The 22,234-nt window shown below is 74.5% G+C and carries 18 protein-coding genes; 7 read left to right on the forward strand and 11 right to left on the reverse strand.

Translation table 11 applies throughout. The features are described from left to right. The 3 genes from R7226_RS25655 to R7226_RS25665 all read right to left on the reverse strand — a co-directional run. On the reverse strand, window positions 1–2,494 hold a 2,494-nt coding region (locus R7226_RS25655; RefSeq protein ID WP_318600226.1), incomplete at its 3' end, for an AAA family ATPase. A gap of 145 nt (window positions 2,495–2,639) precedes the next feature. Then, window positions 2,640–3,836: a glycosyltransferase gene (locus R7226_RS25660; RefSeq protein WP_318600227.1), complete on the reverse strand. Its 1,197-nt coding sequence runs from the start codon at window positions 3,834–3,836 to the stop codon at window positions 2,640–2,642. Between the two features lie 159 nt (window positions 3,837–3,995). Then, window positions 3,996–4,883 (reverse strand): MerR family transcriptional regulator, encoded by an 888-nt coding sequence (locus R7226_RS25665; protein WP_318600228.1) that lies wholly within the window; start codon window positions 4,881–4,883, stop codon window positions 3,996–3,998. A 142-nt stretch (window positions 4,884–5,025) separates the two neighbouring features. On the opposite strand from R7226_RS25665, the gene R7226_RS25670 reads away from it, so the two are divergent. After that, the gene (locus tag R7226_RS25670; protein ID WP_318600229.1) at window positions 5,026–5,796 is read left to right on the forward strand and encodes a PRC and DUF2382 domain-containing protein; all 771 of its coding nucleotides are present in this window, start codon (window positions 5,026–5,028) and stop codon (window positions 5,794–5,796) included. Between the two features lie 54 nt (window positions 5,797–5,850). On the opposite strand, the gene R7226_RS25675 is transcribed toward R7226_RS25670, so the two are convergent. Next, entirely contained in the window at window positions 5,851–8,061 is a 2,211-nt protein-coding gene (locus tag R7226_RS25675) for an NHL domain-containing protein (protein WP_318600230.1), read from the reverse strand. A gap of 201 nt (window positions 8,062–8,262) precedes the next feature. Here R7226_RS25675 and R7226_RS25680 point away from each other — a divergent pair, with 201 nt between their 5' ends. Continuing rightward, window positions 8,263–8,961 carry a calcium-binding protein gene (locus R7226_RS25680; protein ID WP_318600232.1) on the forward strand — a complete coding sequence of 233 codons (699 nt, stop codon included), beginning with the start codon at window positions 8,263–8,265 and terminating at the stop codon, window positions 8,959–8,961. A gap of 65 nt (window positions 8,962–9,026) precedes the next feature. Here R7226_RS25680 and R7226_RS25685 read toward each other — a convergent pair whose 3' ends face one another. Continuing rightward, the gene (locus tag R7226_RS25685; protein WP_318600234.1) at window positions 9,027–9,788 is read right to left on the reverse strand and encodes a glucose 1-dehydrogenase; all 762 of its coding nucleotides are present in this window, start codon (window positions 9,786–9,788) and stop codon (window positions 9,027–9,029) included. Between the two features lie 118 nt (window positions 9,789–9,906). Between R7226_RS25685 and R7226_RS25690 the strand changes: the two genes are divergently transcribed. Further along, window positions 9,907–10,551, forward strand: a complete 645-nt coding sequence (locus tag R7226_RS25690; protein WP_318600235.1) for a TetR/AcrR family transcriptional regulator — start codon at window positions 9,907–9,909, stop codon at window positions 10,549–10,551. Here R7226_RS25690 and R7226_RS25695 read toward each other — a convergent pair. The 5 genes from R7226_RS25695 to R7226_RS25715 all read right to left on the reverse strand — a co-directional run bounded on the left by R7226_RS25695 (window position 10,524) and on the right by R7226_RS25715 (window position 15,186). Then, window positions 10,524–11,684, reverse strand: a complete 1,161-nt coding sequence (locus R7226_RS25695) for a hypothetical protein (RefSeq protein ID WP_318600236.1) — start codon at window positions 11,682–11,684, stop codon at window positions 10,524–10,526. The two genes, R7226_RS25690 and R7226_RS25695, sit on opposite strands and share 28 nt — an antisense overlap. Then, window positions 11,587–12,618, reverse strand: coding sequence for a CDP-alcohol phosphatidyltransferase family protein (locus R7226_RS25700; RefSeq protein WP_318600237.1), 1,032 nt, complete (start codon window positions 12,616–12,618; stop codon window positions 11,587–11,589). Before R7226_RS25700 ends, R7226_RS25695 begins: the two co-directional genes overlap by 98 nt. Window positions 12,619–12,751: 133 nt before the next feature. Further along, entirely contained in the window at window positions 12,752–13,615 is an 864-nt protein-coding gene (locus R7226_RS25705) for an ABC transporter permease (RefSeq protein ID WP_318600239.1), read from the reverse strand. Next, complete coding sequence (locus tag R7226_RS25710; RefSeq protein ID WP_318600240.1) at window positions 13,612–14,454, reverse strand: ABC transporter ATP-binding protein; 843 nt, start codon at window positions 14,452–14,454, stop codon at window positions 13,612–13,614. The genes R7226_RS25705 and R7226_RS25710 overlap by 4 nt, the downstream gene beginning before the upstream one ends. 48 nt (window positions 14,455–14,502) lie before the next feature. Further along, window positions 14,503–15,186, reverse strand: coding sequence for a DUF3108 domain-containing protein (locus R7226_RS25715; protein ID WP_318600241.1), 684 nt, complete (start codon window positions 15,184–15,186; stop codon window positions 14,503–14,505). A 211-nt stretch (window positions 15,187–15,397) separates the two neighbouring features. Here R7226_RS25715 and R7226_RS25720 point away from each other — a divergent pair, with 211 nt between their 5' ends. Then, window positions 15,398–16,552 (forward strand): GNAT family N-acetyltransferase, encoded by a 1,155-nt coding sequence (locus R7226_RS25720; protein WP_318600242.1) that lies wholly within the window; start codon window positions 15,398–15,400, stop codon window positions 16,550–16,552. Window positions 16,553–16,555: 3 nt separating this feature from the next. On the opposite strand, the gene R7226_RS25725 is transcribed toward R7226_RS25720, so the two are convergent. Further along, window positions 16,556–17,857 carry an alpha/beta hydrolase family protein gene (locus tag R7226_RS25725; protein WP_318600243.1) on the reverse strand — a complete coding sequence of 434 codons (1,302 nt, stop codon included), beginning with the start codon at window positions 17,855–17,857 and terminating at the stop codon, window positions 16,556–16,558. Between the two features lie 239 nt (window positions 17,858–18,096). Between R7226_RS25725 and R7226_RS25730 the strand changes: the two genes are divergently transcribed. From R7226_RS25730 to R7226_RS25740, 3 genes are all read left to right on the forward strand, one after another. Then, window positions 18,097–19,167, forward strand: a complete 1,071-nt coding sequence (locus tag R7226_RS25730) for a hypothetical protein (RefSeq protein WP_318600244.1) — start codon at window positions 18,097–18,099, stop codon at window positions 19,165–19,167. A 122-nt stretch (window positions 19,168–19,289) separates the two neighbouring features. Beyond that, a complete protein-coding gene (locus tag R7226_RS25735) occupies window positions 19,290–20,177 on the forward strand; it encodes an NmrA family NAD(P)-binding protein (RefSeq protein WP_318600245.1) in 888 nt (295 codons plus the stop codon). A gap of 80 nt (window positions 20,178–20,257) precedes the next feature. Beyond that, window positions 20,258–22,234, forward strand: a 1,977-nt coding sequence (locus R7226_RS25740) for a TolB family protein (protein WP_318600246.1), incomplete at its 3' end; no start/stop codon positions are given.

Below are 22,234 nucleotides of genomic sequence, written 5' to 3' on the forward strand. Positions count from 1 at the left end.
GGACGCGCGCGTCGGTGCGCAGCGCGCGGGCGCGCGTGCGCGGGAGCGGTGAGTCGCCGCCGCGCTCACGTGCGGCGGTCGCCTCCGCGCGCGCGGCCGCGACGTCGCCGCGCAGCAGCTCGGCCTCCGCCAGCAGCTCGTGCACGAGCACGCGGCCGCCGGGCGCCATGTCGGCGGCGCCGCTGACACCGGCCGGACGGAACAGCTCGACGCAGGCGCTCGCGTCGCCCGCGGCGAGGTAGGTCGCTCCGAGCGTGCGCCGCTGTGTGCCGGGATACGCGCGCGTGCGGTCCAGCGGCTGCTCGAACGCCTCGCGCGCGAGCGCCACCGCCCGCGGCACGTCGCCACGCAGGCGCGCGACCGCGACCTGTGCCGCGAGCGCGTTGGCGAGCAGCCAGCGGCTGTTGACGAGCCGGCCCGTCTCGACCGCCGTCTCGGCCAGCTCAGCCGCCTCCGCGAGGTCGCCGCGCTCGGCGAGCATCAGCGCCAGCTCGGTCGTGGCGCGCAGCTCGATGTGGATCTGGCGCATCGGGCGGCGCGCGCCGAGGATCTGACGCAGGTGCGCGATCGCCTGCCGCTCGCGATCGAGCGTGCGCTCGGCGAGCACGACCAGCAGCGCCGCCTCCGGCCACAGGTCCGAACCGTCGGGGTCGCCGGCGTCGAGCAGCGCGGCGGCACCGTCGCAGTCGGCCTGCGCGGCCGCGATGTCGCCGAGCGCTTGGCGCGCGATCGCGGCGGTGGCGAGCAGCGCGCTGCGGACGGCGTTGCGGTCGGCGGGGTCGGCGACCTCGGCGGGCTCCGGCGCCGTCCCGACCGCGAGCGCGCCGTCGGGGTCGACCAGCACGAGCTGCAACGCCGCCAGGTACAGCCGCATGACGTCGCTGCCGGGCCCGTCCTCGAACGCGCGCGCCAGCCGCAGGCGCGCGCGGTCGAACCAGCCGAGCAGCAGCTCCAGGTAGATGATCTGGCGCAGCAGGCCGGCGTGGCGGTCGTCGGCGCCGCTGCCCGCGTCGACCGCCGCGAGCCCGGCCGCCAGCGCGGCGTGCGCCGCCTCCAACCGTCCGCAGGCCATCAGCGCGCGGGCCTCCAGCTCCAGCAGCTCGACGCGCGCCCGCAGCTGGGCGGGGTCGTCCTCGACCAGCGCGCGCGCCGCGGCGGCCCACTCGGCGGAGCTGGCCGGCGACTGCGGCAGCACGGTGCTCGCCGCGGCGCGCAGCGTCGCGACGGCGTCGAGGTCGCCGCGCGCTGCGGAGCGCGCGATGTGGTGGGCGCGCAGGTGGGTCGGCGCGGCGTTCGCCTCCAGCGCGCGGGCCGCGCGCGCGTGGGCGTCGATCTGCCAGCCGAGCGGGATCGCGTCGTGGATCGCGCGGCGGACGATCGGATGGCGAAAGGAGAAGCGGCGAGCCCCGTCAGCAGCGACGACGAGCGACGCGGACGTCAACGCGTCGAGTGCGGGGCCGACCTCGGCTGCAGCTATGCCGGCGGCGGCGACGGCCGACTCGAGCACGAACGGGTCGCCGGTGATCGCGGCGCCGCGCGCCAGCCGGCGGGCCGACTCGCCGAGTGCCTCGACCTCCGCCTCGACCGCTGCCACGACGCTCTGCGGCACGTCGCCGTCGCCGTCGGTGGGCGCGATCGCCGTTCCCGCCGTGTCCGTCGCGCCGGCCGCGCCGGCGGCGCGGCCACCGGCGCTGCTGCTGCTTGCGCCGCGGCCGCCGCCGCGCAAGCGTCGCCGGCCGAGCTGCTCGGCGTAGAAGGGGTTGCCGCCGCTCTCGACGACGACGGCACGCAGGTCTCCGTCGTCGAGCTGAGCGCCGAGCAGCTGCGCCAACTGCGCGGCGCTCAGCCGGGCGGGCGCCAGCCGTCGCGCGCGCGAGCCGCGCGCGGCCTCGACCAGCTCGAGCGTCACCGCCCGGTCGTGCGCGTCGCGCCAGGCGAGCGCGAGCAGGACGCGACCGGCCGGCGGCCGGCGCAGCAGGTAGGCGATCAGGTCCAGCGACGCGCGATCGGCCCAGTGCACGTCGTCGAGCGCCACCACGACGGGCGCTCGCACGGCGAGCTGCTCCAGCAGTCGCCGGACGCCGCGCCAGATCACGAACCGCTCGTCGCCGCCGGAGCGGTCGCGCGGGACCGCTCCCGTGATCGCCGCGACCGCCGTCGCGACGTCGACGTCGGAACGACTCGCGGGTCCCGCGGGCGCGGGACCGGCGGTCGCAGACGTGGCGAGCAGAGTCGCGAAGGCGTCGGCGATGACGTCGTATGGAAGGTCTCCCTGCGCAGCGGCAGTGCGGCCGTGCAGCAGTGTGGCGCCGCGCGCGGCCGCGCGCGCTCGCAGCGCGTCGAGCAGACGGGTCTTGCCGATGCCCGGTTCGCCGGTGACCATCAGCACACCGCCGTCGCCGTCGACCAGCTCCGACAGCGTCGCGTCGATCGCCTGCAGCTCGTGCTCGCGGCCGACCAGCGGGGATGGCTCGTGCGCCGGGAGCGTGTGCATCGCAGACGAGATCATGGCGCGTACACGTCGTCCGTGCACACGCGGATCGAGGCCGGCCGACGGAGCGCGCGGTTGGCAGCCGGCCCGCGGGCGGAGCTAAAGATCAACTGGCCAGTGCCGATCTCATCGGAGGAGAAGCATGAACTCAGCCAGTTAACGATGGTTGAACGAGCGGGGCGCGAGCGCTTCGCCCAGCCACGCGGTCGAGCACTGCATCGAGCGCGGCGGCCGGCGGCGGCATCGCCGCGATCTCGTCGCGGGCCGTGAGCACGCGCGCGGGGACCGGCGTGTCGAGCGCGGCGCGGGCGGCGGCCTCGATCGCGTCCGCCGACGCGACGCCGGGCTCGAGCACGGTCGCCATGCCCGCGTTCCGCAGGGCGTCGGCGTTGAAGAACTGGTCGGCGCCCTTCGGCAGGAGCAGCTGGCGCCGGGCGTGCGCGAGCGCGCCGAGCATCGTCCCGCTGCCGCCGTGATGGACGACCAGGTCGGCGTGGGGCAGCACGCCGCGCTGGTCCACGAACGGCACGACGTGGACGTTGCCGGCACGGCCGCGGAGCCCGTCGTCCGTCGCCGACCCGAGTGCCACGAGCACGTCCGCGTCGAGCCGCCCGAGCGCCTCGATCGCCGGCGCGAGATTGCCGGCCTGACCGACGACGGTGCCGAGCGTCAGGTACACGAGCGGTCGTCCGCGGGCGCCGACCCAGGCCGGCAGGGCGGCGCCGGGCTCGGCCCACGGGGTCGGTCGCACGGTGATCCGGGCCGCGTCGTCCAGGAACGACGCGAGCTGGAGTGAGTCGGGCACGATGTCGACGTACGCGTCGCCGGTGAAGACGTCCAGCGCCGGAGACCGCACCCCGTGCCGCTCCCAGAGGCGCGCGAGATGGCGCCGGCTCGCCGGCTCGAGCGCCGGGATCAGCGCGCGCGGCGAGATCGCATGGCAGACGGCGGGGATGCCCGCCGCGCCCGCGGCAACCGCCGCGCCGAACTCGCCTTGCTCGTACACGACCACGTCGGGCGCGAGCTCGTCCAGGCGCGGAGCGAGGTCGGCCGCGCTGCGGGTACCCAGCACTTCGATGAAGAAGCGGGCGGCGACCGCGAGGTCCGGGCGGCCGTCCTGGCGCCCGAAGCGGGAGAACCAGTCGGCGCCGTCGAGCTGCGCGCGCGCCGCCTCCATCGTGATGCCGGCGTCGACGGCCGCGAACCCGACTGCCGGCAGCATCTCCACGAACCGGCCCGTGGTCGCGAAGACGACCTCGTGCCCGGCTTCGCGCGCCGCGAGCGCGAGCGGCATCATCGGATAGAGGTGCCCGTACGCCGGGCGCGAGCAGAAGAGCAGCCTCATGGCGTCACCTCGGTCTCGGCCTCGATTCGGATGTGGTGATACGCGATGGCGTTCATGGGAGCCAAGGCTGCTGGCCGCGGTGCGCGCCCGCGTCATGGGCGGCACCCTGATCTTTCCGCCGCTCGACCCGGACGCACCGCCTGAGCGGTCCGCGCTCGGCTACCCTGCGGCGACGATCGTCGCCGCGGTGATCGGGTCCTCAGCGAGGTGGCGGCCGCCCAGCCGTGCGCTCGTCGCGTCGCTCGCGCCGGCGCCGGCGAACCGGCAGCTCCACCGCGTCGCGAGCGTCCGCAGCGCTGCACGCTCGTCGTCGAAGCGGGCGGGGGAGACGGCGGCGAGCACGACGAGGTCGGGGGGGACGGTGTCGGCCGCGGCGGCGACCATCGCGGCCGGCGTGTCGGCGCCGAGGTAGACGATGCGCCAGCCGCGCGCGTGCAGCGCGATGCCGAACGCGGTCAGGCCGAACGTGTGGCGTTCGCCGGCCGGGCAGGCGAGCAGCGCGCGAGGACCGGGACCGCGATCCCAGCCGCGCGCCATCGCCATGAAGCGGGCCTCGGCGAAGGTGCTGGCGAAGTGCTCCTGGGCGACGTCGATGCTGCCGGCCTCCCAGCGGTCGCCGAGCTCGCGCAGGTACGGCAGCAGCACGTCGCGGACGACGGCGAGACGCGAGTGCGCGGCGAACAGGCGCTCGAGCACGCGCTGGGCCGCCGTCTCCTCGAAGGCGTCCAGCGCCGTCCGCAGCTCGGCGTGCGCGGCCGCGACCTCGTGTGGCGCGATCGCCGGACCCGCTCCGACGTCGACGGTGATGGTGGTTGCGCAAACTCTCTCCGCCGCTGCCGCGGCCGGCACGCCGGCGGCGAGATAGCGCTGCATCAGGCTGACGCGGAGCGCGTCGCTGCCTGAGTAGAGGCGGCGGTTGGTCGTCGTGCGGCGCGGCGCGAGCAGGCCGTAGCGCCGCTCCCAGGCGCGCAGCAGGTCGGTCGAGACCCCCGTGCGGCGAGCCAGCTCACCGATCGTCATCCACGCTGCCGGATCTTGGTCTGACATTGCGCCTGCACCTTGCCTGGACAGAACCTGGACAGACCGCTGCCCGCTCGCAGGCGCGGGTAACGGGGGTGGACGAACGCGGCACGACCACGGTCAGCAGGTGACCGAGGCGCCGCGGACCCGACATTCCAGGAGGAGCTTGATGCCCCAGTTCACCGACGCATACGAGTACGAGGGACGCACGCTGGTCGATCGCGACGGCGAGAAGGTCGGCAAGATCGACGAGGTCTACACCGACCGCGAGGGCGGCCAGCCGGAGTGGGCGCTCGTCCACACCGGCCTGTTCGGCAGCAAGAAGCACTTCGTGCCGTTGGCGGGCGCGTCGCCGAGCGGCGAGGACGTCCGCGCCAACGTCACCAAGGACGCGGTCAAGGACGCGCCCAGCATCGACGCCGGCGAGGAGCTGTCCGAAGCCGACGAGCGCACCCTCTACCAGCACTACTCGATCTCGTACAGCGACGAAGGGTCGACCACCGCCCGCGGCGGCACGGCCTCCAGCGACGCGAGCGGGACGGTCGGACGCGATACGTCCGGCCCGACCACCGACGATGCGATGACGCGCTCTGAGGAGGAGCTGCACGTCGGCACCGAGTCGCGCGAGCGCGGCCGCGTGCGACTGCGCAAGTATGTCGTCACCGAGATGGTGACCAAGACCGTCCCGGTCAGCCGCGAGGAGGTTCGCGTCGAACGCGAGCCGATCACCGACGCCAACCGCGACTCGGCCCGCTCCGGTCCGGAGATCTCCGAGGAGGAGCACGAGGTCGTCCTCCACGAGGAGCAGCCGATCGTCGAGAAGCGCACCGTCCCCAAGGAGCGCGTCCGCCTCGACACCGAGACGGTCGTCGACGAGCAGGAGGTCTCCGAGGAGATCCGCAAGGAGCGGATCGACGTCGACGACCACGCCCGCCGCTGAGCGACCGGTCCTCTGCGCGGCCATGGCCGGCCGCGCGGAGTCACGCCGGTCGCGTCACCGTCTGGCAGCTCTCAGGCGGGCGACGCCTCTGGTCGTCGCCCGCAGCGTCCGGCCGTCGGCCGTGCGGACCGTCGCGTCGACGCTGACCGCGAGGCGGCCTCTGGCGCGGCCGAGCAGTCTGATCCCGCGGCGGTTGAGCGTGACCTGGACGGTCGCGGTGGCACGCTTGCCGCGGACGGTGACCGTCCTGCTGCCGATCACCTGCCCGCGGTGGCGGATCGTGACCTGGCAGCGCGCGATCGCACCCGTGTCGAGACGGCAGCCGACGGCGACGCCGCGGCGACTGCCGACGGTCGGCGAGAGGACGAGCCGGACCTTGCCCGCTCGCGGCGAGCTCCCGCCGTCCGGCGTTCGCGGCGTGTCGCCGCCCGGGGCGGGCGGTGCGGGCGGGCTGCCGCCGCCGTCTCTGGGCGTCTGGTCGCCCCCGCCTCTCGGCGTCTCCTCGCCCCCGCCGCCGCCTCTCGGCGGATCGACCGGCGGCGCCACCACCGTCCAGGTGCGTGTCGCGGCAGCGGACGTGTTGCCGGCGGCGTCGGTCTGCCGCGCGCTCAGCGTGTGCGCACCGAGGGCGAGCCCGGTGAAGCTCACGCTCGCTGAGCAGGGTGCGAAGGCGGCGCCGTCGAGCGCGCACGCGAACGTCGCGCCGGGCTCGCCGGCCAGCGTGAAGGCGGCGCTCGTGCCGGTCGTCTGGGCGTCAGGCCCGCCCGCCACGGTCGGCGCGGCGGGAGCGATCGTGTCGACGGTGAACGTGCGCGACGCCGAGGGGTCGCTGGCGAGACTCCCGCTGACGCTGACGGTCGCGGTCAGCGCGTGCGCGCCCTCGCCCAGCGGTCTCGACGCGGCCTGGGCGTTGCCGGAGCCGTCGGCCGTCGCCGTCGCGACCGGCGTCCCGTCGACCAGGAACGTGACCTGGCCGCCGGGCTCGGTCGTCGCCGCGAGCGTCGGCGTCGCGGTGGCGACGAGCGAGCCGGCCGCGGGCGCGGTCAGCGCCGGGGCGGCGGGCGTCGGACCGTTGGGGTTCCAGCCGGCGACCTTGAACCCGCGGATGCGGTCGTTGTCGCGGTCGGCGACGTAGATCGTGCCGTCCCGGCCGACCGTCATGCCGACCGGTTCGTCGAGCTGCGCGACGGTCGGCGGGCCGCCGTCGCCGGAGAAGCCCCAGCCTGTCGTGGCGTTGCCGGCCACCGTGGTGATCGTCCCCGCCGGGTCGACCCGCCGGACCGTCCCCCAGTGGGTCTCGGAGATCAGGATGTTGCCGTCGCGCGTCACGTGGACGCCGCTCGGATTGGAGATGGTGGCGTCGACGGCGGGCCCGCCGTCGCCGGTGTGGTCTCTCACGCCCGTCCCCGCGAAGGCGCTGATGGTGCCGTTCGGAGCGATCCGGCGGACGCGCTCCGCCAGTTGGTCCGCGACGTAGACGGTGCCGTCGGGGGCGACGTCGACGCCGACCGGCGTGTTGAGCTGCGCGGTCGCGGCGGATCCGCCGTCGCCGCAGGTCCCGCTGGCGCAAGCCGTGCCGGTGCCGGCGACCGTCGTGATCGTCCCGCCCGCCGCGATCTTGCGGATTCTGCGGCCGCCGCTGTCGGCGACGTAGACGCTGCCGTCGGGGCCGACGGCGACGCCGGTCGGGGAGACGAGCTGCGCGTCGGTGGCCGGGCCGCCGTCGCCGCAAGTGGCGTCGCCGCATGCACCGCCGCCGGCGAAGGTCGTGATCGTCAAGCCGTCGGACGAGATCTTGCGAATCCGCCCGTTGCCGCTGTCGGCGATGTAGAGGCTGCCGTCCGGGCCGACCGCGATGTCCTTCGGCGCCTCGAGGTTCGCGCCGGCGGGATGCCCGCCGTCGCCGCGGAAGCCGCCGGTGGTGAAGGCGCCGGCGATGAACCGCATGACACCGGCCCTGTCGACCGCGCGCACGCGGTTGCTGGCGGTATCGGCGATGTAGAGGACGCCGTCGGCTGCCATCGCGACGCCCTCCGGGTCTCTGAGGCTCGCGGCGGTCGCCGGGCTGCCGTCGCCCGAGGAGCTCCAATCGCCGTCGCCGGCGATCGTCTCGATCGTGCCCTCGGCGACGAGGGCGCTGAGCGAATCGGTCGGAGCGAGCAGCGAGCCGGCGGCCCACGCGGAGGACGCGCCGGTGGCGATCGCGGCCGGGCAGGCGCTCAGCGCGAATGCCGCGAGCAAACGCAGACGAACAGAGATGGTCACGGAACGGGTCTCCTGGATCGGCGGAACGAGCGCACTCCCGCCAGCTCCTTCGTCCATTCAAGGGTCCTGTCTCACCGGCGCCGCGGCAATGGACCTAGGTCCACGGCGACGTTGCCCGGCTTCAGCTTTCGTCGGGAGCAACCGATACCGGACATCGTACGGTTAGACCAAACGGTGTTAGGACATCGAAAGGAGCTCGACATGAAGGTCAGCATCGCGCTGCGCGTCGCGGCAACCGCGGCGGCGATCGGAGCGGCAGGGCTCACCGCCACGGCCGCCGCCGCGCCGCGGCCACCGGCCGCTGCGACGTGCACGATCAGAGGGACGCCGAACGACGACGTGCTGCGCGGCACCAACGGCGACGACGTCATCTGCGGCCTCGGCGGCAACGACAAGCTGATGGGCCTCAAGGGCGACGACGTGCTCGTCGGCGGCGCCGGCCACGACGAGCTGAGCGGCGGTGCCGGGCGTGACACGCACTTCGGCGGCGCCGGCAGAGACCGCGTCATGGCCGACCAGCACGACACGGTCGCCGACCGCGCCCCGGGCGACTTCTTCCCCGACTACGACGTCTCGGTCTTCGTCCGCTTCAACGGCTACGCCGGCCAGAGCGTGAAGCTGTCGCAGGGCGGCACCAGCAACTGCACCCGCGACGAGAGCTACGGCAAGAAGACGATCGCCGCCGACGGCCGGCTCGAACTGAAGATGGTCGTCAAGCGCTCCGGCAGCTGCGTCTCGCAGCCGAGCAACAACGCCTGGAAGATCGAGCTGGAGGACGGTGCCAGCGGCCAAGTCAACGTCCAGCGCCCCGCCGACAGCAGACCGTACGCCGGCGCCTGCTTCAGCACGTGGACGCGCGCGACGTGCAGAAACAGCCCGGTCACGGTCAGCGCGCCCTGAACCGCCGCGCGACGGCGCGCGCCCGCCCGCGGGGCGCGCCGTCGGGAGCACCTTGACGCAGGCCGTCAGCCGGCGGCGTGCACACGGGTGACGCCGCCGTCGACGACCAGCTCGCTGCCGCTCGCGAAGGCCGCCTCGTCGCTGGCGAGGAACGCGATCGCGGCGGCGATCTCGGCCGGATCGCCCATCCGGCCGATCGGCACGCCCGCGACGACGTCGCGCATCGCGGCCTCGCGATGCTCGGCGGGGATGCCGAGCTTGGCGAACAGCGGCGTGTCGGTCGGGCCGGGATGGACGACGTTGACGCGGATGCCGCGCGTCAGCAGCTCGGCCGCCCACGAGCGCGCCATCAGCGAGATCGCCGCCTTGCTGGCGCCGTAGACGCTGCCGCCCGGGAAACCGCCGAGGGCGGAGTTGGAGGCGGTCACGACGACCGCGGCGCCGCGGCGCAGCTGCGGCAGCAGCGCCTGCAGCAGGAAGAACGGCGCCTTCACGTTGACGTCGAAGACGCGGTCGAACCCGGCCTCGTCCCACTGCTCGAGCGGCCGCCAGTCGGAGACGCCGGCATTGAGCACGACGACGTCGAGCGCGCCGAAGCGCTCGGCGATCGTCGCGGCCAGTCGCCGCTGCGCGGCGAGGTCGAGCGCGTCGGCCGGCAGCACGGTGACCGCGTCCCCCAGCTCGGTCCGCGTGCGCTCCACCGACGCCGGGCTGCTGCCGGTGGTGATGACCGTCGCACCCTCGGCGACGAAGCGCTCGACGGTGCGGCGGCCGATGCCGCTGCTGCCGCCGGTGACGAGGGCGATCTTGTTCTCGAAGCGGTTCATGGTGCTGCTCCTCAGCTCCGTGTTCTCGATGGTGAGTCGAGTGACTTACCTCATCTCACGGTAGTCCTCGGCGATAGGTGAGTCAAGCCACTTACCTCCTGGTAGGATCGGCGGGCCGATGCCGCCCGCCACGTCAGCCGCCAGCAGCTACCACCAGCGCGTGCAGCAGGAGAAGCGCGCCGCGATCCTCGAAGCCGCCACCGGCCTCTTCCTCGCGGACGGCTACGACGGCACCTCGCTGGCGAAGGTGGCCGCGGCGGCCGGCGTCTCGACCGCGACGCTCTTCAAGCGCTTCCCGACCAAGGCCGACCTGTTCGACGCGATCGTCACCGAGTACTGGGCCGTCGAGAGCCAGGCGACCGCGACGCCCGCGCCGGGCGACCCGCGCAGAGGGCTGACCGCAATCGGCCGCGACTACGTGGCGCTGCTGACGCGGCCGCAGATGGTCGCGCTGTTCCGCCTCGTCATCGCGGAGGCGCCGCGCTTCCCCGAACTGGCGAAGACCCACTTCGCACTCGGCAAGCTGCCCTACTTCGACAGCGTCCGCGACTACCTCAGAGCAGAGCAGGCGGCCGGGACGCTGCGGATCGCCGACACGCAGACGGCGACCACGCAGTTCCTCGGCATGGTCTCCAACTTCGCCTTCTGGCCGCGCCTGCTGCTGCCCGCCTGGTCCCCGACCAGAGCGGCGACGCGGAAGGCGATCGACGAGGCCGTCGCCACGATGCTCGCGCGTTACGGCGCGAGCACCGACTCCGGCTGACGGACGAGGCGCACCTGGCGTCTCAACGTGCGCGTCTCGCTGGCGGGTGCCGTGACGGTCACGGTCAGCTGCGCGCGCCCGGTCGGGAACGCACCGCGCACGCGCGCCAGGCGCAGCGCGGGCGTGCGGACCACGCCGGCGCGCAACGCCAGTCTCCGGGTCACGCGACGCAGCGATCCGCGATACCGGACCTCGAATCTCAGCGTGGCCGTCGAGGCGACCGCGCTGCTCAGCCGCACACGCACGCCCCGGGTCGTCGCGCGGACGCGCGCGGGGACCGTCAGCGACGCGGCGGGAGCCGCGCCGAGGCGCGGCACCACCGACACCGTGTTGTCGGCCGGCACGAGGTCCGGCCCCTCGGCGGCGGCGCTCACGACGATCGCTCTGCCGTCGTCGATCGTGGGCAGCGAGATCGTCTGCGAGGCGCCGGGCGCGAGCGCCGGCAGCCGGCACCCGCCGCCGCCCACGTGCGGCCACGTGAACTGCGGCAGCGGCGTCGTCACGCAGGCCGGCTCCCAGCCGCTGACCCGCTCCCGGTCGATCTCCAGCCGCGGCCAATCGGCCACGCGCGGGCCGCGGTTGGTGACGGTGATCGTCAGCCGCCCGTCGCGACCGCGGACCGCGTCCGCCTGCAGCGCGAGGTCGGTGCGATCCTCGGTCGTGTCGCCGGCCAGATCGCCATCCCGGTCGAACTCGCTGGTCTCGTGGATCTGCAGCCGCTGCCCGGGCTGCCGCGACGTCGGCGGTGGATCGCCGCGTCTGCTCTCCGGCGGGGCGGCGCCGACACCGTCGGGCAGGATCGGCGTCCACGTGTCGAGGCTGGTCAGCTGGCACGGGTCCGCCATCTCGCCGCGCTCAGGCGTGCAGGGGTCCTGCGCGACGATCGCGTGCCCACCGGTCTGTTGGTCGAGCGCCAGCACGACCGAGCGGTAGTCCATCAGGATCCGCGGCGCCGGGAACGTGTATCTGCCCGGCTCGGCCGGCAGCATCACCCAGTCGCCGAGGACCACGCCGCGCGCCGGGTCGACGTGCGGGTCACTTGCCCGCAGCCGCACCAGGCCGGCCGATCCGCCCGGTTCGACGGTGACGGTGAACGTCTGCAGCACGGCGGGCGGCCGGCCCTCGGCCGTCATGGCCCCTCGCCACGCGCTCGACACGGTCGCCGGCCCCGTCGGCGTCAGCGCCGCGTGCGACGACTGCACCAGCGCGGCTGACGCGCTCACGCCAACCACCGCACCCACGATCAGACGACCGACCCATCGCCGCATGCCGGGACCGTACCATGGCGCCGGCGCGCCAAGTCCGACCGGCCAGGAGCGGTCCGCGCTCTGCCGCCGGCTCGGCGACCGCCAGCTCGCGCAGGTTTCCGCGCGCACGCACGGTCAGCAGCACGAGCATCCCGGCCGCGAGCGCGACGCCGGCGAGATCGAGCGCGGTGACGCTGGCGCCGAACGCGTCGACGCGCAGGTCGAGACCGAGCGCGAGCGCTGTGTTCAGCGCGATCAGCAGCACGCGCACCTCCGTCGGGCCGACGAGGCCGTAGCCGATCGAGAAGCGGCCGAGCGCCTGGCTCTCCAGGTAGACGTTGACCGAGAGCACGAGGTAGGCGACGCCGAGCAGCATCCCGACCGACAGCAGCATGTGCGGCGAGAGCCCGAGGCCGATCGCGATCGCGGCGGTCGCGCCGGCGTCGACGAGGTGGTCGAGGTAGTAGCCGTAGCGCGGCCGCTGGATGCCGCGCACGCGCGCGAGCGTCCCGTCGAGCGAGTCGCCGAGCCAGTGCACGACGAGCAGGCCGCTGGCGACCCACAGCCAGGCGTCGCTGCCGTTCGACAGCAGGTATGCGATGCAGATCGCGGCCGCGGCGACGATGCCGAGCAGCGTCAGGTCGTCCGGAAGGATCCAGCGCGGAAGCCGGCCGGCGATCGCGCGCAGGGCGCGCTTCTCCGGCTTGGCGAGCAGGAAGCTCGGCTCGCGCGTGGCGTTGACGCCTTCGGTCGACGCAGCGGCGGCGACGGGCTCTGCGGGGGCGGCGGCCTCTGTCGACCGCTGGTCAGTAGCGTTCATGACCTTATCTACCGCCGGTCAGCAAGAAGGTTACGCGCGCCGCGAAACACACCCGCGCGAGCCGGGAGCCGCGGGACGCGGCCGGCGCGGCAGCGCGCCGTGGGACGCGGCCAGCGCGGCAGCGCGATGCGTGTCAGAGATCGCGCCGCGCGAACGCCAGTGCGGCCAGCGCCATCACGACCGCCGACCACGCCAGCGCCCACGGCCAGATCGCCGCGCTGACGTCGCTCGCGCCGCCGAACGGGCCCAGCTGCACGATCACGCCGGTCGCGCCGCCGATGTCGGCGGTCAGCGCGTGGAGGCCGTTCTGGTAGAGCGCCTCGAACGGGACCGCCCACGAGATGATCGAGCTGGCCGTCATCAGCCCCTCGACGTCGAGCCCTTCGCCGATCTGCCCGAGCAGGCCGCCGGCGAGGCCCAGCGCGAAGACCATGAACATCGCGATGCCGTTGGCGGTCGTCCCCAGCAGTGCCGAGCCGAGCAGCGAGATCGCCACGACGGAGATCGCGCCGAGCGCCAGGCCGGCCGCCGGCACGACGTACGACGCCGGCGCGAAGTCGCCCGTCGTGCGCGTGATCAGCGCGGCGGCGAGGAAGACGATCACGACGTACGGCGCGCAGACCACGGAGGCGGCGAGCAGCCGCCCGGTCAGCAGCGTCGTGCGCCCGACCGGGCGCACGACCAGCGGCTGCAGCAGGCCGCGCTCGGCGTCGCCGCGGACCGCGCCGAGCGTGAGGAAGACCGCCAGCACGACGCCGAGGAAGAGCGCGACGAACATCGCCAGGCCGAGCAGCGTCCCGCCCGCCAGCGCCTGCTCGTCGATCGGGACGATGCCGCCGGGACCGCCGCTGGTCCGCTCGAGCGAGTCGAACACCTCCGACGCCGCCAGCGCGTAGAGGCCGAGGAAGCCCGCGGTCAGCAGCGCGACGACGAGCAGCACGCGGCGGCGGACCGCCTCCTTCAGCGCATGGCCGGCGATCGTGAAGGCGTCGCTCATCCGTCGCGTCCCACGACGGCGGCGAGATAGGCGTCTTCGAGCGTGCCGCTGACGACGCGGACGCCGTACACCTCCGCCCCCTCGGCGACCAGCTCGCGGACGATCCGCGGCACGTCCTCGCGGCGCGCGTCGGGCAGGCGGCGCACGCCGTCGGAGGTCTCGACCTCGACGCCACCGGGCGCGGTCAGGTCCGCCGGTCGCCCCTCGGTCACCACGCGGCCGCGGTCGACGATCACGACCCGGTCGCAGACCAGCTCGATCTCGCTCAGCAGATGCGAGTTCAGCAGCACGCCGACCCCCTGCTCTCTGAGCCCGACGAGCAGGTCGCGCACCGTCCTGCGGCCGCCCGGGTCCAGCGCGCTCGTCGGCTCGTCGAGCAGCACGAGCCGCGGGGCGCCGATCAGCGCCTGGGCGATCCCCAGCCGCTGCTGCATGCCCTTGCTCATCGTCTCCACGCGCCGCCCGCCCTCGCCGTCGAGGCCGACCCGCGCCAGCAGCGACGCCCGCTCCGCCGCGCCGCCGCCGGAGCGGGCGAGCCGCTGATGCAGCGCGAGCACCTCCTCGGCGCGGGCCCAGCCGGGGAAGCGGAACAGCTCGGCGAGGTAGCCGAGCGACGCGCGCGCCGCCCGGCTGCCGGCGGGCGCGCCGGCGACGCGCACCTCCCCGCCGGTCGGCCGCACCAGGCCGCAGGCGATCTTCACGAGCGTCGACTTGCCCGCCCCGTTGGGGCCGAGCAGGCCGACCAGCTCGCCCACCCCGACCTCGAGCTCGACGGCGTCGAGCGCGGTCGTCGAGCCGTAGCGCTTGGAGACGGCACGGGCGGAGAGCGCAGCGGTCACCCCGACAGCGTTACCGACGCCGCCGACGGCTCCGCGCGCGAGCCCGGCTCAGCTCAGCTCGGTCGCTTCGAGCAGGCCCGGCGGGTCGGCGCGGCCGGGGCCGGTCGGGAAGGCCAGCCGCACCAGCCGCTGGCCGTCGACGGCGATGTGCGCGAGCACCGGCGGCACGACGTTGGCCGACAGCTCGTCGAGCGCCTGCGCGACGTCGAGCAAGCTGGGGCGCAGCCGCACCCGCCAGCTCTCGAAGCTGCCCGCGGGCACGGTCACGCGTTCGCGCTTCTCGACGCGCACGTCGAGCGGCCAGTGGACGATCGCGGTCAGCCAGGCGCGCGGGAGAAAGCGGGCCTTGTCGGCGAGCGGCAGCACCCGCAGCGCGAGCGCGAGCGCCGGCGCCGGCACCATCTCGCGCGGATAGGCCATCACCTCGCCGCCGAACTGCGGGACCTGGACGTCGCGGAAGCTGGCCGCGTCGCGAAAGACCTCGCGGTCGCGGTCGCGCACCTCGCTCGCCTGCGAGGCGGCCAGCAGCTCGCCGCCGCGGCGGCGGAAGCGCGTCTCGACGGAACCGGCGAGGCGGCCGAACGCCTCGCCCTCGATCCGCTGAACGAACTCGCGCGCGCCATCGGGCCGCAGCGTCAACGTGCCGCGTCCGACCTCCTCGCCGTCGACGGTGGCGCGGAAGACGGTCGTCTCCGGACCTTCGAGCTCGGGATCCGGCAGCGCGTGCTCCATCGGCGGGATCATCGCAGCGGGCGCCGTGGCGCGCCCCCGCTCGCTCCGCGATTCGCACCGGAATCCACCCATTTCCAGCGTAGACTCGGGTACTGAGTCGCAAAGCACCACATCTCAGGGAGACGCGATGTCGCTTTCCTCCGCTCTGCAGAAGAGCGCGCGCGTCCGGCGAGAGCTCGTGACGGCGCGGACGGTCCCCCCAGCGGCGACGATGCACGCCGAGATCATCGACGACGCCGCCGCGCTCGAGCCCCTGCGGCCGACCTGGGACGGCCTCGCCGCCGCGGCCGGCCTGCCGATGGCGACCTCGGCGTGGGCGCTCGGCTGGTGGCGGCACATGCGCCCCGAGCGATCGCTGCTGCGCGTCGTCGTGGTGCGCGCGGGCGCCGAGGTCGTGGCGATCGCGCCGTACTTCGTCCAGGACACCGCCGCGGCCCGGATCGACTACCGCCTGCTCGGCTCCGGCTTCGCGACGCCGCTGTCGCCGCTCGCGTGCCCGGCCGTCGCATGGCAGGCGGCCGCGGCCCTCGCGGGCGCGCTCGCCACCGCGAGACCGGCGCCTGACATGGTCACCTTCGAAGGGCTGCCGCTCTCCTCGCCGTGGCCGGCGATGGTGCGCGAGCGCTGGCCGGGTCTGCTGCGCCCGACCGCCTTCCGCCCCTGGATCCTGAGCGCCCCGACCGTCTCGCTGGAGCACTGCTCGTTCGCTGCGTGGTTCGCGACCCGGAGCGCCAACTTCCGCAGCCAGATGCGACGGGGCACGCGCGACCTGGAGCGTGCCGGCGGGCAGGTGCGCGCGAGCACACCGGCATCGTTGGGCGACGACCTGGAGGCGCTGTTCCGGCTGCACGCCGGGCGCTGGGAGGGCCGCGGGCGGTCGGCGCTCGTGCCGGCCGCTGACGCGCTGAGGGGCTTGTTCGCCGACCTCGGACGCGAGCAGGTGGCGTGCGGTCGCCTGCGGCTTCAGGTCGTCGAGGTCGAGGGCGCGCCGATCTCGGTCCAGCTGTTCGCCAACGACGGCGACGCGATCGTCTACTGGAACGGCGGCTGGGACGAGCGCTACGCGAAGCTGCGGCCGGCGATGCTCGGGATCCTCGCGGAGGTCGAGGCCGGGATCGCGGACGCAGCCCGCGTGCTCTCGCTCGGCGGCGGCGCGCAGGGCTACAAGCTGCGCTTCGCCGACGGCAGCGAGCCGCTCGAATGGGGGCACCTGCTCGTGCCGCGAGCGCGCGCCGCCGCCATCGGTGCCCGCATGATCCCCGCGAGCACCTTCACGGTCGCCCGCCGGCTGGCGCAGCGCGGGCTCACCGACGAGCAGCGCGAACGGCTGCGCGCGCTGCGCCGACGGCTGCGGAGAACGGCCTGAGCGCTAACAGTTCGACGGCGCTCTCCTGCCGGCGAAGCGGTCGGCGATCCAGCCGACGTACTCCTTCTGCGCGGCGAACGGGATCGTCTGGTGGCCCTGGCCCGGGTAGATCGAGTACTGGACCGGCTGGCCGAATCTGCACGCGCGCGCGATGTACTGGGTCGTGCCGTTGGGGTTGACGACCGTGTCGGAGGTGCCCTGCATCGTCAGGAGCGGCGCGACCGTCGTCTCGTAGCCGGCCGTGTTCTGCTGGAAGCGCGCCCGCCACTCGGCCGGGGCCGGGCGCTTGAAGAAGCTCTTCGGGTCGACGCCCAGCTCCTGGATCACGTCGCCGAGGTGGATCGTGCACTGGTTCCAGAGCGCTCTGAACGCCGGCATCCCGGCCGCGGCGACGACGTCGCCGATCGACAGCTCCGGGTACGCGGCGGCGAGGCCACGGTAGAGGTTCAGCTCCTGCACCGTCGTGACGGAGGGCGACATCGACGAGACCGGGCCTTGCGGAGCGAGGCCCTCGATGTCGGGCGCGGTGTTGGCGGCCGGCGCCAGCGCCGCGATGCCGATCACCTTCAGCGGCTTGCCGTAGTCGGCGAAGCCCGCCTGGCCGGTGAAGATCGCGGCGCCGCCGCCCTGCGACCAGCCGAGCACCACGACGCGCTTGCCGGCGGCGGCCGCCGGCAGCGCCTGCGCCGCCTTGACCGAGTCGAAGACGTTGCGCGCCTCGGTCCCGCCGATCGTGTACTGGTGGACGCCGGGGCCGCCGAGGCCCTGGTAGTCGGTCGCCGTCACGGTGTAGCCGGCCTTCAGCATCTGCGTCAGCGCCGGCACGCCGACGTCGATCGTCTCGCTCGATCCGTAGGTGTAGTAGTCGACGAGGTCGCGCGCCGGGTTGTCCGGGATCGAGGGCGCGCAGCCGCGCGCGCCGCCGAGCGTCCCGTGCGCCCACGCGACGACCGGGCGGCCGCCTCTCGGCGTCTTGCCTCTCGGCGAGATCACGAGGCCGGAGACGGGCACCGTCTTGCCGCCGACGACCGTCGACTTGTAGAGCACCTTCCACGCCCACGCGTTCTTCGGCGCCTGGATCGGCCGCGCCCAGATCACCGTGCCCGGTCTGCCCGCCGGCAGCTTCGCGGGCGGGTTGTAGAAGGCCGATCCGGCCGGACCGAGCGGCACGCCGGGCGCGCCCGGCAGCGACGGCTGCGCTCTCGGCTTCGTCGCCGCGTCGGCCGCGGCAGCCCCCGCGAGCGTCGTGGTGGCGACCATGGCGGCTGCCAGGGCGGTGCGGCGGATCGAACGGATCCTGCTCATCGATGCTCCTACTGCTGACGGTGTGCGAGGGGGAGAAGCGCCGCGCACGCTAGTCGCTCCCACGCGCCATCCCTCGTTAGCGGACGAACGTGCGCTGCGTTGGGTCCTCAAGGCTGCGGAAAGCTGCCGTGCGCCAGCACGGCGGGCGCGTTGCCGCTCACCGCTCGCGGCTCGCGGTTGGCGCATGCGGGGTAGGACCCGGGGCGAAGTCCCGTGACCGTGCCAAGGAGACCGACGTCGTGAAGATCCCTCGCTGGAGCATCCCCGCCGCCCTGACCGTCGCGCTCGCGGCGGGCGCGCCGGCGACGGCCGCCGCCGCGCCCGCGGTGAGGGTGTCGGCGGCGCCGGTGGCCGCGTCGCTGTCGGCGAAGCCGGCGAAGACGACGGTCACGGTGAAGAACAGCGGCAAGCGCCGCCTCTCCGGGTTGTCACTGTCAGTGGCGTCGGCGAAGGGCGTGACGGTGACGCTCGCGGGCGCCAAGCGCGGCAGACTGAGCCGGGCGCTGACGCCGTTGAAGGGCGGGCAGACGGCGCGCGTCACGGTGACGCTGCGCCGCACGAGCAGAGGCCCGCAGCGCGGTGGGCTCGCAGTCACGGTGAGACGGAACGGCAAGGCCGTCGCGAAGACGCGGCTGGTCTTCGGCCCGACCGAGCAGACCGGGTCCGGGCCGGCGCCAGAGCCGGCGCCGAACCTCAACTCGCTCGCCGGCCGCTACTTCTGGGGCTCGCGCTACACGCTCAACGGCATCGAGCAGAACACCCTCTGGTTCACCGGGCCCGACCTCGTCCACACCACCGCGACCGAGGGCGCCTGGCCGACCTGCGGCGCGGTCAGCGACGTCTGCAAGCCGTACAGCTACGACGCGGGCACCAACGCGCTGACGATCGACGGCAAGCCGGCGACGCTGACGGGCCGCAGACTGTCGTTCGACGACGAGACCTACCTCGAGTTCGGCTTCCCGCCGGCCGGCGCGCGCTGGGACACGCTCGTCACGTACTCGAACTCCAGCGGCATATGCCCGCTCTACTGCAGCTACTACACCGAGGAGCTGACCTTCCGCCCCGACGGCACGTTCATCCGCGGCGCCGTCGCCTCCGGCAGCGGCCCGATCGTCGACTGGGCAGCGGTCCCGGCCGACAGCAAGGGCAGCTACGAGGTCCGCGCCGACCGCACGCTGCGGCTGGCCTTCGCCGACGGCAGAGAGCGGGTCGAGACCGTCGCCCTCTACCTCAACGACGACGGGACGCTGAAGGGGCCCGGCGAGGGCCTGCTGCTCGGCGGCGACGGCTACTTCGACATCCGCGACTGACGCGCGGCCATGCGCGGGGCCGCGCCGGCCCGCGCGACACCGGCGCGCACTTGACTTCAAGCGCACTTGAAGACATACGGTGGTCGTTCCGACCATCGAGCTTGGAGCAGGTGAGGCATTTCATGACCGTTCTCGTCACCGGGGCGAGCGGCCGCGCGGGCCGCCACGTCGTCGATCAACTGCTGCTGCGCGGCGCGCGTGTGCGCGCGCTGACCCGCGATCCGGCCGCCGCGCGACTGCCCGCGGCCGTCGAGGTCGTCGGCGGCGACCTCGACCGGCCGGCGACGCTGGACGGCCTCTTCGACGGGATCGAGGCCGTGCACCTGATCACCGTCGGCGCCGGCTACGCGACGCTCAGAACGGGCCCGCGGATCGTCGAGCTGGCGCAGCGCGCCGGGGTGCGGCGGGCGACGGTGCTGTGGAACGGCGAGCCGGGGCCCGTCGAGGCGGCGGTCGCGGCGAGCGCGCTCGACTGGACCTGCCTGGAGGCGACCGACTTCATGAGCAACGCGCTCGTCTGGGCGCCGGAGATCGCCGCCGGCGAGCCGGTGCGCGAGGCGTTCGCCGACGTGCGCGTCGCGATCGTCGACGAGGCCGACGTCGGCGCCGTCGCGGCGACGCTGCTGACCGACGCAGACGCGCTCGGCGCCGCCGGGCCGCGGCTGACGCTGACCGGGCCGCAGCCGCTGAGCGTGCGCGAGCGGGTCACCGCGATCGGTGCGCAGCTCGGCCGCGAGCTGCCGTTCGAGCAGCTGAGCGAGGCGCAGGCGCGCGAGCGCTGGCGCGCCGCCGGCACCGACGAGGAGCTGATCGACCTGCTGGTCGCGTGGCACAGCGGGCCGCCGCCGGCGGCGACGACGCCGGGCGACGGGGTCGAGCGGGTGCTCGGCCGGCCGGCCGGCAGCTTCGCCCGCTGGACGGCCGCGCACGCCGACGCGTTCCGCGTGCCCGCCGGCAGCGGGGGCACCGCCGCCGACACCCGCGGCAGCGGCCTCGAGGCAAGTTCTTAGGGCAACCTAATACGATTGCGGCCGCGCGGGATGGAACCCGCCCTGTCATTCACCGTCTGCCGACCTGAACCACGGACGTCATGAACGCTTTCACCCGCGCCGCCCGCCTCGCGATCCCCGTCGCGGCGGCCGCAGCACTCGCGACCGCCGCGCAGCCCGCGCACGCCGCTTCGACCGCGCTCGTGAGCGCGCCGGACGCGTCGTTCGCGCTCGGCGTGCCCGCGGCCATCCACACCTTCGAGGTCGACATCAGCGGCGACGGGCGGCGGGCGGTCTTCCGCACGTCGTCCGCCGGCCTCGTGCCGGGCGTGACCGACACGACGACCGACCACGTCTACGTGCGCGACACCGAGACCGGCGCGACCGCGCTGGTGACCGTCGCGCTCGGCGGCGCACCCGGCAACGGTCCGAGCTTCCACCCGCGCATCAGCGAGGACGGCCGCTACGTCGCCTTCTACTCGCGCGCGACCGACCTGATCGCCGACGACACCAACGGCGCCGACGACGTCTTCGTGCGCGACCTCGTCGCGGGGACGACCACCCGCGTCAGCGTCGCCGACGACGGCGGGCAGCTGACCGGCAGCTCGTTCTCGCCCGCGATCAGCGCCAACGGCCGCAAGGTCGCATTCACCTCCAGAAACCCCACCGCCGCGCCCGGCAACGGCGGCACGCAGGACGTCTATCTGCGCGACCTCGTCGCCGGCACGACGACGCGCCTGAGCGCGACGCTCGACGGCGCCGCGACCGACGACGTCAGCACCTCGACGTCGCTCAACGGCGACGGCCGCTACGCGGTCTTCCAGTCGAGAGCGACCAACCTCGTCCCCGGCGACGGGAGAAGACGCCTCGGGATCTACCTGCGCGACGTGACCGCCGGCACGACGACGCGCATCAGCATCACCAGCACCGGCGCGCAGATCGCGTCCGCCGCCACCGCCGCGTCGATCAGCGCCGACGGCAGACGCGTCTCCTTCCAGGCCGCCGGCCCCGCCGTCGTCGCCGGTGACGACGACAGATACGTCGACGTGTTCGTCCGCGACCTCGCCAGCGGCCAGATCATCCGCGTCAGCAGACCGGGCGCCGGCACGATCAACGGCGGCTCCTCGAACGCCTCGCTGAGCGCCGACGGCAACACCGTCGTGTTCTCCTCGGAGGCCTCGACGCTCGTCGAGGGCGACACGAACGGCAAGCGCGACGTGTTCGTGCGCGACCTCGCCGCCGACACGCTCGAACGCGTCAGCGTGACGCCGGACGGCGGCGAGTCGGCGCTCGACAGCGACGTCCCGACCGGCGGCGGCGCGCACCTGCTCAGCGGCGACGGGCGCCACGTCGCGTTCCTCTCCTACTCGCGCGCGCTCGTTCCCGGCGACGGCTCCGGCGCCCAGCAGGCGTACCTGCGCGACCGCCACACCGACGCTCCGGCCCCCGAGCCGGAGCCCGAGCCCGAGCCGACGAGCCCGACGCCGCAGCAGCCTGCACCCGGCCCCTCCGCAACGCCGACGCCGGTCACGCCCGCCGCGGCCTCGTCCGCGGCCAAGCGACTGCGCAGCGGCACCATGTGGATCCGCCTGCGCGGCGCTGAGCGCGCGCTGCGCGGCCTGCGCGGCCAGCGCGTCACGATCGCCGCCGTCGGCGCTGCGAAGCGCACCGGCGGGCTGCTGACGCTGCCGGTAGAGCGCGGCACGGTGACGACGAAGGTCGCGACCGCGAACCTCGGCGGCGAGCTGACGCTGAAGGCCCGCAGCGGCGGCCGCACGCGGACGCTGCGACTGCTGCGCCCGCAGCTGCGCGCCGACACCAGAGTCGCCCGCATCACCGCGGTCGCCGGCGGACTGCGCCGCCAGCTCTTCACGCTCGACCGCAGCGCCGTCACGTTCGACCGCGAGCGCGGGCGCGCCGCCGTCGAGCAGTCGACGCTGCGCCTCACCCCGGCCGCCGCGCGACTGATCCGCAGCAGCCTGCGGCTCGCCCGCTCGCTGCCCGCCGGCACGTTCGGCCGCATCACGCTCGACGCGCGCGCGACGGTCCCGGCCGCGCCCGCGACCCCGGGCGCGCCC

Source organism: Conexibacter stalactiti, assembly GCF_033542075.1.
Classification (GTDB): Bacteria; Actinomycetota; Thermoleophilia; order Solirubrobacterales; family Solirubrobacteraceae; genus Conexibacter; species Conexibacter stalactiti.